Raw genomic sequence first — 14,485 nt, forward strand, 5'->3', positions numbered from 1 at the left:
CCTGGCTCATCCCGATCGGATAGCCGGCCGCCGAGCCGTTGTTCAGCCACGGCAGGTAACCGGTCTGCGGCACCTGCGTGACGGTCTGCCCGTCGATCGTGCGCGTCACGCCGCTCGATCTCAACCCCGGGTAGTAGATCCACGTCAGTTCCCAGGTCAACGCGGCCGAATCGGCGCCGAGCAGTTTCAGGAACGGGTATTCGCTACGCGTGAGCGCCAGCAGCCCGTTGATGTCGTACTGGAACTTCTTCTTGTCGACCCATTGCGAGCAATTGACGCCCGCCACGCCGTTCGTGTTCAGGTCGAGCGGGCCGCCCGCGCCGTAGCAGCTCGACAGCGCGACCGCATCGCGCGGCCGGTACGACAGTTCGGTGCCGATCGCCCAGGGGCCGAGCCCGAAGTTCGCGCTGACGCCGAACAACTGGCGCCGGCCGGGGTACGACCATTGCACGTTGCCGTTCGCGAGCGACGCGAGCACCGGCGACTTGTCGGTGTAGTTCAGGTAGTAGAACGCGAAGTTCGCGTCGAACGAGCGCGGCGAGTAGTTGAACTTCACGCCGAACTGCGGCCGGTATTTCGCCGGCAGGTTCGTGACCGACGGCAGCCCGATGTCGTTGAACGGCGGCCCGGCGTAGGTGCCGTTCACGAGCCCGTTCTTGATCGCGTTGAGCGTGTCCTGGTTGCCGGCCGCGCCCGGTCCGCCGATCGCGTTGGCGATCGTGCCCGCGCTCGGGCCGATCACGTTCAGGTTATTCGTGTTGATCGTGAACGGCTCGGCACCGCGGCCGAAACCGTTCGTCACCGACCAGTACGAGCCGACCGGCGGATAGCGGTTGCCATTCCACTGGAACTGGTAGTAGGCCTCGGTGCTGAACCCGTGCGACAGGTCGGCCGCCAGGCTCACCATCGGCGCGGGCAGCAGCGCCTGCTTGAGCTGCGAGCCGGGGATCAGCAGCTTTTGCACGTCGATCGAGTTCGTCGCGTTGATGCCGCTCTGCGCGAACATGCTCTCGCCCCAGTTGATCACCTGGTTGCCGAGCCGCACGTGCGCGTTGCGCCCGCCGATCGTGAAATCCTTCTGCGCCCACAGATCGAGCAACTGCGCGTTGTAGACGACCTGCGCGGCCGCGGTGCTCGACAACGGCGTGCGGTTCGTGTTCTTGGCCATGAAGTCGTACATGCCCGTGCCGCGCACCATGAACTTCAGCCCTTCGCTCGGCATCTTCAGCAGCAGCTCGCTGGTCGCGCTGATGTAGGTGCTGAACGGCTGGCCCTTGCGGTAGTTCAGGTCACCGTTGTCCGCGTAGCCCCACTGGTTGGTGTTCGCGGCCGCGCCGCAGCCGAAGGCGTTCGGGTCGCCGGTGAGCGAGCAACTGGGGTTTTTGGTCCGGATGCCCGCGCCAGCCGTCAGGTTCGACACCCACGAGCCTTGCAGGGCCCCGCCGTTCAACGTGAAGTCATACGCGTACGCGCTCGACGTCGCGGCACCCGCCATCGCCACCGATACGGTAGCATTCCTGAACAATCTTGCCGGTTCCATGATCCACCTCCGCCCCTGTTCGATGCCGGCGCACGATCGTTGCGCGCGCCGGTCCTTGTATCCGTCAGCCGGTCAGCCTGCTGCCATCAGCGTTCGCTGACCGAGCGCAGCGATTCCGCCGTGTAGAAATCCGACTTGAAGCGCGGATCGTCGGCCTGCTCGAGCCAGTGGAGGTCCTTGCCCTGCCCGATTGACGACGCATCGAGCACGTAGCGGCCGTTGATCATGTCGTACTGCGCAAACGGTTCGTTGTCGCAGGCGCCGCCGAGCTCCCATACCGGAATCGGATAGCTTTCCCGCACCTTCCACAGCTTGCCCTGCGCGTCGTAGTCCTCGCCCACCAGCGCGAGCCAGCTATCCTCGTCGAGATAGAACACCTTCTTTGACGCGACGTGCCGCGCGCTCGGCTTCAGCGTCGCCTCCACCACCCACACGCGGTGGGCCTCATAGCGCCGGTTCGCAGCCGCGACGCCGTCCGGCGTCGCGACGTCGTGCAGCTTGCTCTTGAACTTGTACATGCCGAACGCGTTGTACGGGACGAGCATGTCCTTCTTGCCGACCAGTTTCCAGTTGAAGCGGTCGAGCGCGCCGTTGATCATGTTGCTTTCGTCGATCAAGTACTGATTCTCGAAGCCGATCAGTGGCGCGTCGTGCGTATAGGCCGGCATGCGCCGTACGCGGCGCTGGCCCGGGAAGTAGTAGTACGTCTCCGATGCCTTGTCGAAGTACTGGCGCTGCACGAAGGCCTGGCCGGCCAGCGCGGCCGGCGAATTCATCTGGAAGTATATGGCCGTGCTCAGCTGGTCCACGTCCTGCGGCGAATGCTTGCCGAGCTTGCCGGACGGGAAATAGAACGTCTGTGGACCGACCGCGTCGATCCATTCGCTGCTGCCCGGTCGCGGCGACACAGACGTCACGACTTGCGCCCATTCGACACCTTCGCCGCGATAGCGCATCTCGTAGTTCAGAATCGCTTCGACGCCGCTCTTCGGCTGCGGGAACGGCACGCCCGGCAATACGGCCGACGCGAGGCTCTCGCCGCTCGAATTGAGCTTCGCGGCGGTGAGGTTCGCCTTCGAGTTCTGCTCGGCGGCGTCCGGCAACTGGCATTCGCGATGGGACGGATAAACATCCATCCGGTAGCCCTTCTTCTGCTTGATCAGCGCGATCTGGCCGGGCGACAGCTTGTCCGCATACTTGTCGACGTTCGCGGCATCGATCGAGTACAGCGGTTTCTCGTTGCGATGCTTCCAGAAATCGCCGCGAACCTTGCCCCACTCCCAGCCGGCGTCGGGCGACTGCTTGCCCGTATAGGCCGGCACCGCGCCGTCCTTGCTCGCCGAACGGTCGGCGCCGGCCGGCGTCAGGTCGTCCGCCGCGACGGCGGTGCCGATCGCGACACATGCAGCGGCCGCCATCGCGGACACGGCCCAGAAACGATGCTTCTTCATCACGGTTCTCCTTCCCACTCCGCCTTCGCTCGCCCGTCATGGACGAAACGCGCTCACTCCGATCGCCTTCGTCGTCGACGATGACGTCGCTCCTTGATCGCGGCCGGCCAGTGCGCCGGCCGCGTGCCTTTTCAATCGACTTTCATGTTTCCTTCAGGACTGCGATTTATGTCTCGCGCAAGCCCATCCGGAAATTTGCCGCTGCCGCCCCGTCAGTCCTTGCCCGACCCGGCCACCGCCACTGCGCGAATCTCCACGCACAGGCCCGGCAGCGCCAATTCCGTAACGCCGACCGCCGTCCACGACGGATAGCGGCTCGGGAAGTACTCGTCCTTGACCGTCGCGAAACCCTGCATCTCCTGCTGAAGGTTCGTATGGAAGGTCGTCAGTTCGACGACGTCAGCGAGGCTCGCGCCGGCCGCTTCGAGGATCATCTTCAGGCTCTCGAACGCGATCCGCGCCTGCCCCTCTATGCCGTCGGCCGGTTGCATCTGCGCATCGAGACCGACCTGGCCCGATACCCAGATCGTGTCGCCGACGCGCGTGGCTGGTGAGAAGTGATACGCGTCGTACCACGGCTGGAACGGAGGCGGAACAATCGATTGACGCTTGGCGGTCACTGACATGATGCGAACCTCTTTACTCAGATGAATGGACGGACACAGGATGTGCATTACGGATCGCCGGCTTTCAAAGTGAAATCCCGTCAAGAAGCAGAGCGCCCAGCAGTGCCGTATCCCAAAATGACTGTATTCGGCTGCGGTTTGAGTGGAAATGGTTACCGCTCGACTATGTAGAGCGCCCCGACCCTTCCAAACCATCAGCCTTTCCAAACCTCTCCCGAACTACGTTACACCGGCCTAAAAATAATGTCTATGCGGCCAAATATTAGCGGTGATGCGGCCCACTATCAAGACGATAGAGATAGGGGAAACACCGACTGAACCACGCTTAAACAGGCTGGTTAGGCTAACGGATAACACGCGCTGGAGCGCCGATTGAAGAAGGAAGGCGCCAGCTTTCGGGACCTCCCGGTCGAGGTACGCAACGACCGCGCCTTCGCGGAAAAAGTTGAATGCCGTGCGAACGCAGCATCAAAAAACGCCAGTGGAAACGGCACGGCGGCATCGAAAAAATGACCGCCGCGCCAATTTCGATGTCTCGTCGGTCATCGCAACTGCGTGCAGTAAGACGACCGGTACGGTTGGCCCGGCTCCAGCGACGGATCGTTGAGCTCACTGATGTCGTAAGGGAAGTTGCACCCGCCGGTCGGCAGGGGCCGGTAATACACCTTGTCGCCGTAGAACCGGTAGACCAGCGTGTGACGATCGGGGCAATCCGGGGTCACTGGAGCGCCGCCGTGCAGCATGCCGGAATGAAACACCAGCGCATCGCCAAGCTCCAGATCCCAGGTAAAGACATCCCACGCCGCGGGGTCCTTGGCTCGGTCGGCCTCGATATCAGGGAGCCGGGGCCACTCGCAATCGATCCACAACGGCGAGGTATGGTCATTCGCGTCGTTGTAGGAAGTACCGTTGTACTGAACGCCGGCGTGGGAGCCGCGGACGAATTCGAGTGCGTTATACCGGGGAATCTTTTCGAAGCTGGTCCAGATATTGAGCATCTGCGGCCCGCTCACAGGCACGTACGAGTTGTCCTGATGCCAAGGCGACCGGCCGGCATTGCCGCCCTTCTTGATAAACAGTTCTTCTCCGACAAACCACAGGTGCTCAGTGTCCCAGAGAGACGCCACGAATTCATCGAGTCCCAACTCCTTGACCGTCGCGACATACACATCGCGGTTCTCGAAATTTCCGTAGTCGTTAAAGGTCTCGTAGGGCGTCCCTTTATAGGCGTAGCCGTGCAGCGGGCTCGGGTGGGCGATCCCGTAGTCGAAAGCCTCCCGCATCCGCTTAAGCCGCTCCGGTGAGAACAGACCTCGGACGACGATGGCACCGTCACGCGCCAAGTCTTGCTTCATTTGCTCTGTCACTTGCATGGAAATTTCCTCCTTCCTTTTTGACCACAACGTTTGCAATACATCGGGTGACGATGTCCGATCTGTTCTGGGGGAAACCATGCACATGCTCAACGCCCGATAAGTGCACCAGGTCGCAGCGCAAGCCCCCGCATGATCACCATTCAACTCGTAGCCACGCACCTGAACTCGAGCGCGTAATCCACAGCCCTGAGGATCGGATCTCCTCGTAATTTCATCTCTACTCGGTGGCCGCGCCGGACTCAGCCACTACCCTGATCTCGACGCGCAGACCCGGACCGGCCAATTGGGCCACACCCACTGCCGTCCTCGACGGATAGCAGCTCGGAAAACACCGATCCTCGACGGTCATGAACGCTTCGATTTCGCCGCGAAGATCGGTCTGGAGCGTGCGACAAGGTTGCGGCGCCAACATGCAGAGCGGCCGCTATCCTTTCAAATTACCCCTGTCAATATTACGTATTCATGGCCCACAAATAACGTTTCCATGGCCAAATATTAGCGGCGCAGCGGCCTACAATCAAGATGAACAAATTAGGGAAAACACCAACTGAACAGCGCCCGAACGATCGGGGCCGGTCACCGAAGCGCAGGTGCTAGCGCGCGCGTTCCCGAGGCGCTGTGTGCGGAACACGCCGAGCGAGACGCAACGCCGAGTGCGGAAGTCGACAGGGCACCCTCGTGACTCCCGGGGGAATGCAGAGGCGCCTCATGCTGGAGACGGAGGGAGCCCGCGACGCTCAACGCCGCTCAGAGGCCGTACTAGCCAAGGTCCAACACAGAAACGAGTTGCTTGTCGGTAACGGGCAACGGCCGCACTGAATTCAGGACGCGATGGGGGACTGGCAAGAAGGCATGTCGATTCCGTTTGAAGAACACTCGCGTGTTACATCGCGCTTGGCCTCACGTGGCACCGCGGAAAAATTCAGGTTGCACCCAAAGCTATCTCAGACGAGGCGATGTTTTCCGGCGAAGGCCTTCTGCTGCTCAGTAAGCCAAAACGAATAGCGAGGCTGGCGAGCGAGTCACGCGGAGCATGTCAGAATTTTAGTGTGCGGAGGTCATGAGACGTCTTGAGACGGGGGCCTGCTCACCTTTGAAAGCGAGTGGAGCCCGGCCCTTGGACCATCGCTCGACAAGGCGCTGAATGCTGATCTTGCAGATGGGCGTCTAGACATCGGATGCGTGGCGGCTCATGGCCACTTCTTCTATGATCGAGCGGCAAGTAAATACAATTACGTTGACGAGAATAAACCGGCCACCGCGTTTCTCTTCAAGTTGATAGCACAACTACAGTTTAGCGGAACGGTACCGATGATAGATGTAGAGGCGTATGGCCAGTGGCTGACGAAATAGCAAGGCGTCGACCTACCCCATCTAGGCTGGTGTCGATAGCGCTTGCTCGATGCCCCCACTATGAAATGGCTCTGGTTCCGGGGCTGAAGCCACTTCTCTTCCGAAAGGAGCATCAAATGTCGTATTGCCCCTTCCTTCAGACGCTGCACGATGACACGCGGCCAGTAGGCAACCTCGGTCGAGGAACTCACTACTCTGTCCTTCGCGCGCCGGTGTGGCACGACGAGCTTCTGAATCGACTCGATCGATGTGCCTTCCTCGACTTCGCGGTCATCTGGGATGAAGATCATGACGACCGTGTGATCGACGCAATCATGATGTTCTACGTTGCTGGCCTGCTTTCCCCCCATCCGGTACATTGGGGAAAGATGCGGCACTCTGTCAGTGATTCTCGCGCCCGACACCGGCCGAGTTTGGGAGCCGGCAAAGCTGGATCAGTATCGCGACGAGATCGACGACATCTGCCAATGCCTAGAGGATCCGTGTTCAGTGCACTTCGACGACGTCGATGGTCAACAGCACTCGATCATCCATGACTGTCCAGAGAAGGTTGCCATATATCTAAAGAATATCGACATGCTGTGGCAACTAGGCGTGAACCCCAAAACCCGGGTCGCGTAGGTCAAACGCAACACTGGGACTGGCTGGGACACCAGATGGGTCGCATTCCTGTTGCGTTATCCCGCACCCAGCAGCGCAACAAATGACTTGATTTGAACACGCAACGGGCAACAGCCTAAAAAGTGGATATTCTGTGAATAACTTGGCCGCCTTCCGGTTGAAATACAATAAAACCAGGAAAAACAACCCGACGCAACACCCCACCATAGGTACCAAGATTCGATCGTTTGTGTTGTGGCGGCTAAGTTGTAATGTCCGCTTCTGGCTAAGTTCAAATGTCCGTTTTTCGACCCATCGTAAGCTGATTGGCCGCTGGGAATCCAGCGCTGGAGGCTTCGATGGCAGCGACGGAACGGATCACGATGACGATGCGTGAACTGGACCGATTCAAGGTCATTCAGGATGTGGCGGACGGCAAGCTTCAGCCGTGGCGCGCGGCCGAGCGACTCGGGACCGGACATGATAGTGGTACCACCTTCGTTGCCCAACTGGATCGCCCGGGCCTGCTTCGGCGGCAACCAACCGTCAACTGCTCTCCACAGCGGTGAAGTCGCCGGGCGGCAATGGTCGGTTCGCCACGTCCTTTGCTTCGGTGCGCGTCAGGCCGAGCGTCTGCAATACCATTGCCGCGGCCCGCTCGGGTAGCCGGCCCTCGTCTCCCACCGGCTTCCTCACCTCGCCCGCAGCCGCGTCGGCCGCGTAGCACTCTGCCGCGATCGCCGCCAGGATCGTCCCCGTCATCGCGAGCACGCTCATGAACGGATCATCGACCACGAAGCGGCGTGCCGCGATTCCGCGCTCGCTGTCCCGCCGCAAGCGCCGGCCCAGCCCGTGGTCGAGCGCGCGCGCCGAAAAACCCTCCCGCATCAGAAACCGTCCCCAAAGCCGCTCGCGGCGCGCGCGCATCAGCGTGTGACGCACGCAGACGGAAACGACCTCGGCCGGATCCGATAATCCGCTCGCCAGCCGCTCGAGCCCGTCCGCGAAATCGTCGAACACCCACTCCGTCAGCGCGGCGAAGATGCCGTCCTTCGATTCGAAGTGGTAGTAAAACGAGCCGAACCCCACATCCGCCGCCTCGGTGATTTCGCTGATCGCCACGTTGTCCCTGCCCTTTGTCGCCATCAGGCTGAACGCCGCCTGCAGCAAGCGCATACGCGTCACCTGTTTGCGCCGCGCGCCGCGCGGCTGGCGCTGCTCCGCTTCGCCCGCTGACGCGTTCGCGCGGCCGCGCCGGGCCGGTGTGTCGTCCATGAGCGCGCCTCCGTTGTCCGAAAGATTCTTCTGCATGGCGCAATTCTAGATTACTCACTCATACTTGACAACTTTATCAGTTATGAGTCTAATCTCGAAAATAGCAGAACCGGTTCCGGTCCGCGCCCTGGGTCCGACTCCCGCCGGCAACCTCGGCGACGTGCGGAGGACCGTGCAGGTACAGGCGCGGCCATCGCAGGGGGCGAGCCGCGCCATGTTGGCGAGCGGAATGGTCTGCGCCATGAACATCGGAGTACTGATTGATCGTCAGGCGCACCGTCGCGGAGACGTGCTCGCGCGCCTGCCTGAATCGGGGTGTCCCTCCGTGGTCGCCAAACTCTTTTAAGTTGACCCCTCATTTGTCTTGGAAACATCGTGAAATCACCCGGTCTTGACGCGCGGACTTCAACGCGCCCGTTTCTGACACGCATCGCACAGCCGGTACGGCGAGCCCCGATCGCGTTCGCGTGCTGTGCGATTCTGCTCACGGCCTGCCACTCGCACGAGGCCGCTGCGCCCGAACCGCAACCCGTGGTCGCGCTGGCCGTTCATGCGGCCGACGGCGCCGCGCAGCGCGTGCTGCCCGCACAGGTTCAGGCGCGCTATTCGACGCCGCTGTCGTTTCGCGTCGGCGGCAAGGTCGTCGAGCGGCGCGTGCGGATCGGCGACACCGTCAAGGCCGGCCAGACCGTCGCGATGCTCGATCCGACGGACCTGCGCAACACGCTGCTGAACGCGCGCGCCCTGCTCGATGCCGCCGAGCATCGCGTGGCCTATGCGAAGCAGCAGCTGGATCGCGATCGCGCCCAGGCCCAGGCCAACCTGATCGCGCCCGCGCAGCTCGAAACGACGCAGGACGCGTATGCATCGGCGGTCGCGCAACGCGATTCCGCGCTCGCGCAAATGGCGCTCGCGAGCGATCAGCTGCGCTACGCGACGCTGGTCGCGGATCACGACGGCGTGATCACGTCGGAGGATGCCGATACCGGGCAGAACGTCCAGCCGGGCCAGGCGGTGTTTCATCAGGACTGGAGCGGCGACCTCGACATCGTCTGCGACGTCGCGGAGCGCGACCTGCGCGATCTCGCGGTCGGCCGCATCGCGCACGTCAACCTGACGGCCCTGCCGGGCAAGGTGCTCGACGCACGCGTGCGCGAAGTCGCGGCGGCCGCCGATCCGCAGAGCCGCACCTGGCGCGTGAAGCTTACGCTGATCGCGCCGGGGCCGGACGTGCGCGCCGGGATGACCGCCAGCATCACGTTCGACGGCGCCGCCGACACCGCTGCGGACCACGCGGTCACGCTGCCGGCCACCGCGCTCTTTCATCGCGGCGACGCGCCGGCCGTATGGGTCGTCCGCAAGGGCAGCGACACGCTGGAGCTGCGCCCGGTGACGATCGGACGCTACGACGAACGCACGATCACCGTCACGTCGGGTCTCGCGGACGACGAACGCGTCGTGATGCAAGGCGTGCACACGATCAGCGCCGGCCAGCACGTTCGCGTCGTGCCGCCGCTGCATGCGGAGGACTTCGCGTCATGAATGCGCGTGAACACCGGCCGTCGACCGACGGCAATCTCGCACGACCCGGCGCGGCATCGCACGACGACGGCGGATTCAATCTCTCCGCATGGGCGCTGAAACACCAGCAATTGGTGATCTTCCTGATCGGCCTCGCGACGATCTTCGGCGTGATCGGCTATACGCGCCTCGCGCAGTCGGAGGACCCGCCGTTCACGTTCCGCACCATGGTGATCCAGACCTACTGGCCGGGCGCCACGGCGCGCGAGGTGCAGGAACAGGTCACCGACCGGATCGGCCGCCAGCTCCAGGCCGCGCCGTACGTCGACAACATCAAGAGCTATTCGCGGCCCGGCGAGTCGATGATCTTCTTCGCGATGAAGGATTCGGCGCCGGTCGACCAGGTGCCGGAAACCTGGTATCAGGTGCGCAAGAAGGTCGGCGATATCCGCTCGACCCTGCCGAAGGGCGTCGTCGGCCCGTTCTTCAACGACGAATTCGGCGATGTCTATACCAACGTCTATGCGCTCGAAGGCGACGGCTACTCGCCCGCGCAACTGCACGATTACGCGGACAAGCTGCGCACCGCGCTGTTGCGCGTGCCGGGCGTCGCGAAGGTCGACTACTTCGGCGACCCGGCCCAGCACGTGTTCGTCGAGATCTCGAACGCGCAGCTGACGCGGCTCGCGATCACGCCGCAGCAGCTCGCGCAGGCGATCGATGCGCAAAACGCGGTCGCGCCGGTCGGCACGATCACGACGGCGGACGATCGCGTGTTCGTGCGCCCGAGCGGCGCGTTCAAGGACAGGCAGGCGCTCGCCGACATGCTGATCACGGTGAACGGCCGGACGTTCCGGCTCGGCGACGTCGCGAAGGTCACGCGCGGCTACGACGATCCGCCGGCCACGCAGATGCGTACCAACGGTCACGCGGTGCTCGGCATCGGCGTCACGATGCAAAAAGGCGGCGACGTGATCGATCTCGGCAAGGCGCTCGACGCGAAGGCCGCCGAACTGCAGCGCGGCTTGCCGGCCGGCCTGAAGCTGGCCGCGGTATCCAGCATGCCGCATGCGGTGAAGCACTCGGTGGACGACTTCGTCGAAGCGGTCGGCGAAGCCGTCGCGATCGTGCTCGTCGTCAGCCTCGTGTCGCTGGGCCTGCGCACCGGCATGGTCGTCGTCATCACGATTCCGATCGTGCTCGCCGTGACGGCACTGTGCATGCACGCGTTCGGCATCGGCCTCGACAAGGTGTCGCTCGGCACGCTGGTGCTCGCGCTCGGGCTGCTGGTGGACGATGCGATCATCGCCGTCGAGATGATGGCGGTGAAGCTCGAGCAAGGGTGGAGCCGGACCCGCGCCGCGGCATTCGCGTACACGAGCACAGCGTTCCCGATGCTGACGGGCACGCTCGTCACGGTATCGGGCTTCCTGCCGATCGCGCTCGCGAAATCGAGCACCGGCGAATACACGCGCTCGATCTTCGAGGTATCGGCGATCGCGCTGATCGTGTCGTGGTTCGCGGCCGTCGTGCTGGTGCCGCTGCTCGGCTACCACATGCTGCCCGAGCACGCGCATCGCGACGGTCACGCACACGGCGACGAGGTGTACGACACGGGCTTCTACCGCCGGCTGTCCGGATGGATCTCGGCTTGCATCGAGCGCCGCTGGGTGGTGCTCGGCATCACTGCCGTGCTGTTCGCGATCGCGATGGCCGCGTTCACGCGCGTGCCGCAGCAGTTTTTCCCGAATTCGGAGCGTCCCGAACTGCTCGTCGACATGCGCTTGCCGGAAGGCGCTTCGTTCGATGCGACGCTGCGTGAAGCGAAGCGGCTCGAAAAGGTGCTCGACGGCCGGCCTGAAATCGACCATGTCGTCGACTTCGTCGGCACCGGCGCGCCGCGCTTCTATCTGCCGCTCGATCAACAGCTTCAGCAGCCGAACTTCGCGCAATTCGTGATCACGGCCAAGGACGTGGAGACGCGCGACCGGCTGTCGCACTGGCTCGAGGCGACGCTCGCCAGCCGCTTCCCGACCGTGCGCACACGCGTCGCGCGGCTCGAGAACGGGCCGCCCGTCGGCTTCCCGATCAAGTTCCGGGTGAGCGGCGACGACATCGCCACCGTGCGCGGCATTGCCGAAAAAGTGGCGGACAAGGTCCGCGCCGACGCCCGCACGCGCAACGTGCAATTCGACTGGGACGAACCGGCCGAGCGGTCGGTGTCGTTCGAGATCGACCAGCTCAAGGCACGCCAGCTCGGCGTGACGTCGGAAGACGTGTCGGGTTTTCTCGCGATGACGCTGTCCGGCTACACCGTCACGCAGTATCGCGAGCGCGACAAGCTCATCGACGTCGACCTGCGCGCGCCGAAGAGCGAACGCGTCGATCCGTCGAAGCTCGCCGGCCTGGCGATCCCGACGCCGCACGGCCCGGTGCCGCTCGGTTCGATCGGCCACGTGCGCGACACGCTCGAATACGGCGTGATCTGGGAACGCGACCGTCAGCCGACCGTCACCGTGCAGGCCGACGTGCGCGGCGAAGCGCCGAGCATCGGCGTGACGCGCGACATCGACGCCGCGCTTGCGACGGTGCGCGCGACGCTGCCGGCCGGTTACCGGATCGAGATCGGCGGCGCGGCCGAGGAAAGCATGAAGGGCCAGACGTCGATCAATGCGCAGATGCCGCTGATGATCATCGTGGTGCTGACGCTGCTGATGATCCAGCTCAAGCGCTTCTCGCGCACCTTCATCGTCGTGCTGACGGCGCCGCTCGGCCTGATCGGCGTGGTCGCCGCGCTGCTGCTGTTCGGCAAGCCGTTCGGCTTCGTCGCACTGCTCGGCGTGATCGCGATGTTCGGGATCATCATGCGCAACTCCGTGATCCTGGTCGACCAGATCGACCAGGACATCGCGGCCGGGCAGCCACGCTTCGCCGCGATCGTCGGCGCGACCGTGCGCCGCTTCCGGCCGATCATGCTGACCGCTGCCGCCGCCGTGTTCGCGCTGATCCCGCTATTGCGTTCCGGCTTCTTCGGTCCGATGGCGACCGCGCTGATGGGCGGCATCACGGTCGCGACGGTCCTGACCATCTTCTTCCTGCCGGCCCTGTATGCGACGTGCTTCAAGGTGCGCCGCGACGAGAGCGAGCCGCGCGCAATGAACGTCGCGTCCTCGGAGATCTCCTGATGAAATTCCCTCTTCTCACCTCGGTGCTCGCCGTGAGCGCGGCGCTGGGCTTCAGCGGCTGCGCGATGGCGCCGAGCGGCACGCCGCCCGCGATGCCGTCGCCCGCGCACTACGGCGCCGAGCCGCAAGTGCAACAGACCGTGGCCGCGCAAGGCGTCGCGCAGCAATTCGACGTCGGCGCCGCGCCCGTTCCGCAATGGTGGCGCCTGTATCGCTCCAGCGCGCTCGACGCACTGGTCGACGAAGGCCTGCGCGCGAATCCGACACTCGCCGCGACGGAGAAAACGCTCGCCGCCGCGCAGCAGGAACTGCGTGCGCAGATCGGTGCATCGACGCTGCCGTCGCTCGATGCGAACGCACAGGTTGCCCGCACCCGCACGCCGGACATCTCCGGCGCCGGCACGCAAAACCTGCGATACAACGTGTTCGTCGGACAGCTGCAGGCGCATTACACGTTCGACCTGTTCGGCGCCACGCGGTATGCGAACGCGGCGAGCGCCGCGCGTGTCGACGTGCGCGGTTGCGAACTCGAAGCGGCTCGGCGCGCGCTGGCGGCCAACATCGTCGGCACCGCGATCAATGCGGCGGCGCTCGACCGCCAGATCATGCTGACCGAGCGCCTGATCGCCGTCGCCGAGGCCTCCGCGCTGGAAGATCAGCAGCGTTACGCGCTCGGCGCGATGTCCCACGTGCAGGCGCTGACGACGACGCAAGGCGCCGCGTCGCTTGCCGCGTCGTTGCCGCCGCTGCGCCAGCAACGCGCGAGCGCCGTTCACGCGCTCGCGATCCTGCTCGGCCGCACGCCCGACGCGCCGCCGCCGATCCCGGCTTTCGCCGGGCTGTCGCTGCCGGAACACGTGCCCGTGGCCGTGCCGTCCGACCTGCTGAAGGCGCGCCCCGACATCCGCGCGGCCGATGCCGCCGTGCGGGCCGCGGCGGCGGACGTCGGCGAGGCGACCGCGCAGATGTTCCCGAGCCTGTCGCTCACCGCGACGATGGGACGCGGCGGCTTCAGCTGGCCCGCGCTGCTGTCGGGCGCGGGCGGGCTGTGGGCGGTCGGCGCGGGGCTGTCGCAGCCGCTCTTCCACGGCGGCGCGCTGCTGGCTCACCGACGCGCCACGCGCGACTCGTACGACGCGGCGGTGCTGCAGTACAAGGCGGCGGTGCTGTCCGCGTTCGGCGACGTCGCCGATTCGCTGGCGGCGCTGGACAACGACGCGCAAGCGCTGGCCGCGAACGAACTCGCGGCACGCGCGGCGGGCGAGGCTTTCGACGAAACGGTGCAACGCCGCACGCTGGGCGCCGTGCCGATGTCCGCGCAACAGGCGAGCGAGCAGCGCTATCTGGGCGCGGAACTGGATGCGACGCGTGCCGCGAGCCGCCGGATGACGGATACGGCCGCGCTGCTGCAGGCCATGGGCGAACTGCCGCCCGACACTCACGCGACGGTCGCTGCCCGGCAATAGTCGATGCGTGCCCGGACGCCCGGTCGCGCCGCCTTGCGGCCGCCCCGGGCGGATTCCGGGTTTCGACGCCCGATGCGTGCGTGTCGTGCGCG

General features: G+C 64.5%; 10 protein-coding genes and 1 pseudogene. 6 read left to right on the forward strand and 5 right to left on the reverse strand.

Going from position 1 to position 14,485, the window contains the following annotated elements:
- The 3 genes from HWW87_RS32775 to HWW87_RS32785 all read right to left on the reverse strand — a co-directional run.
- Positions 1-1,540 (reverse strand): DUF1302 family protein (locus HWW87_RS32775; RefSeq protein WP_175823781.1); only part of this gene is annotated, 1,540 nt, incomplete at its 3' end.
- Positions 1,541-1,626: 86 nt separating this feature from the next.
- Entirely contained in the window at positions 1,627-2,991 is a 1,365-nt protein-coding gene (locus HWW87_RS32780; protein ID WP_175823782.1) for a DUF1329 domain-containing protein, read from the reverse strand.
- A gap of 212 nt (positions 2,992-3,203) precedes the next feature.
- Positions 3,204-3,617: a RidA family protein gene (locus HWW87_RS32785; RefSeq protein ID WP_174433211.1), complete on the reverse strand. Its 414-nt coding sequence runs from the start codon at positions 3,615-3,617 to the stop codon at positions 3,204-3,206.
- A 372-nt stretch (positions 3,618-3,989) separates the two neighbouring features.
- Here HWW87_RS32785 and HWW87_RS32790 point away from each other — a divergent pair, with 372 nt between their 5' ends.
- The gene (locus HWW87_RS32790; protein ID WP_175823783.1) at positions 3,990-4,130 is read left to right on the forward strand and encodes a hypothetical protein; all 141 of its coding nucleotides are present in this window, start codon (positions 3,990-3,992) and stop codon (positions 4,128-4,130) included.
- A gap of 29 nt (positions 4,131-4,159) precedes the next feature.
- Here the strand turns inward: HWW87_RS32790 and HWW87_RS32795 are convergent, their stop codons facing one another.
- Positions 4,160-4,990 (reverse strand): phytanoyl-CoA dioxygenase family protein, encoded by an 831-nt coding sequence (locus HWW87_RS32795; RefSeq protein WP_175823784.1) that lies wholly within the window; start codon positions 4,988-4,990, stop codon positions 4,160-4,162.
- Positions 4,991-6,070: 1,080 nt separating this feature from the next.
- On the opposite strand from HWW87_RS32795, the pseudogene HWW87_RS32800 reads away from it, so the two are divergent.
- Together HWW87_RS32800 and HWW87_RS32805 are read left to right on the forward strand one after the other, a co-directional pair.
- Positions 6,071-6,346, forward strand: a pseudogene (locus HWW87_RS32800) (hypothetical protein); the annotation flags it as partial.
- Between the two features lie 959 nt (positions 6,347-7,305).
- Entirely contained in the window at positions 7,306-7,515 is a 210-nt protein-coding gene (locus tag HWW87_RS32805; protein ID WP_175823779.1) for a hypothetical protein, read from the forward strand.
- Here HWW87_RS32805 and HWW87_RS32810 read toward each other — a convergent pair.
- Complete coding sequence (locus HWW87_RS32810; protein WP_244107390.1) at positions 7,493-8,221, reverse strand: TetR/AcrR family transcriptional regulator; 729 nt, start codon at positions 8,219-8,221, stop codon at positions 7,493-7,495. The genes HWW87_RS32805 and HWW87_RS32810 overlap by 23 nt on opposite strands.
- 531 nt (positions 8,222-8,752) lie before the next feature.
- On the opposite strand from HWW87_RS32810, the gene HWW87_RS32815 reads away from it, so the two are divergent.
- Genes HWW87_RS32815 through HWW87_RS32825 form a run of 3 tightly spaced genes read left to right on the forward strand, consistent with a single transcriptional unit; the run spans position 8,753 to position 14,393 of the window.
- Complete coding sequence (locus HWW87_RS32815) at positions 8,753-9,763, forward strand: efflux RND transporter periplasmic adaptor subunit (protein WP_347879308.1); 1,011 nt, start codon at positions 8,753-8,755, stop codon at positions 9,761-9,763.
- Positions 9,760-12,927: an efflux RND transporter permease subunit gene (locus tag HWW87_RS32820; RefSeq protein ID WP_175823786.1), complete on the forward strand. Its 3,168-nt coding sequence runs from the start codon at positions 9,760-9,762 to the stop codon at positions 12,925-12,927. Before HWW87_RS32815 ends, HWW87_RS32820 begins: the two co-directional genes overlap by 4 nt.
- The gene (locus tag HWW87_RS32825; RefSeq protein WP_175823787.1) at positions 12,927-14,393 is read left to right on the forward strand and encodes an efflux transporter outer membrane subunit; all 1,467 of its coding nucleotides are present in this window, start codon (positions 12,927-12,929) and stop codon (positions 14,391-14,393) included. The genes HWW87_RS32820 and HWW87_RS32825 overlap by 1 nt, the downstream gene beginning before the upstream one ends.
- Positions 14,394-14,485 lie beyond the last annotated feature (92 nt).

The sequence above is a fragment of the Burkholderia sp. BCC0419 genome (genome assembly GCF_902830285.1).
GTDB lineage: Bacteria > Pseudomonadota > Gammaproteobacteria > Burkholderiales > Burkholderiaceae > Burkholderia.

Coding starts and splice junctions, on each gene's coding strand:
- HWW87_RS32780 (WP_175823782.1), bottom strand. CDS start 2,991: ATGAAGAAGCATCGTTTCTGGGCCGTGTCCGCGATGGCGGCCGCTGCA.
- HWW87_RS32785 (WP_174433211.1), bottom strand. CDS start 3,617: ATGTCAGTGACCGCCAAGCGTCAATCGATTGTTCCGCCTCCGTTCCAG.
- HWW87_RS32795 (WP_175823784.1), bottom strand. CDS start 4,990: ATGCAAGTGACAGAGCAAATGAAGCAAGACTTGGCGCGTGACGGTGCC.
- HWW87_RS32805 (WP_175823779.1), top strand. CDS start 7,306: ATGGCAGCGACGGAACGGATCACGATGACGATGCGTGAACTGGACCGA.
- HWW87_RS32810 (WP_244107390.1), bottom strand. CDS start 8,221: ATGGACGACACACCGGCCCGGCGCGGCCGCGCGAACGCGTCAGCGGGC.
- HWW87_RS32820 (WP_175823786.1), top strand. CDS start 9,760: ATGAATGCGCGTGAACACCGGCCGTCGACCGACGGCAATCTCGCACGA.
- HWW87_RS32825 (WP_175823787.1), top strand. CDS start 12,927: ATGAAATTCCCTCTTCTCACCTCGGTGCTCGCCGTGAGCGCGGCGCTG.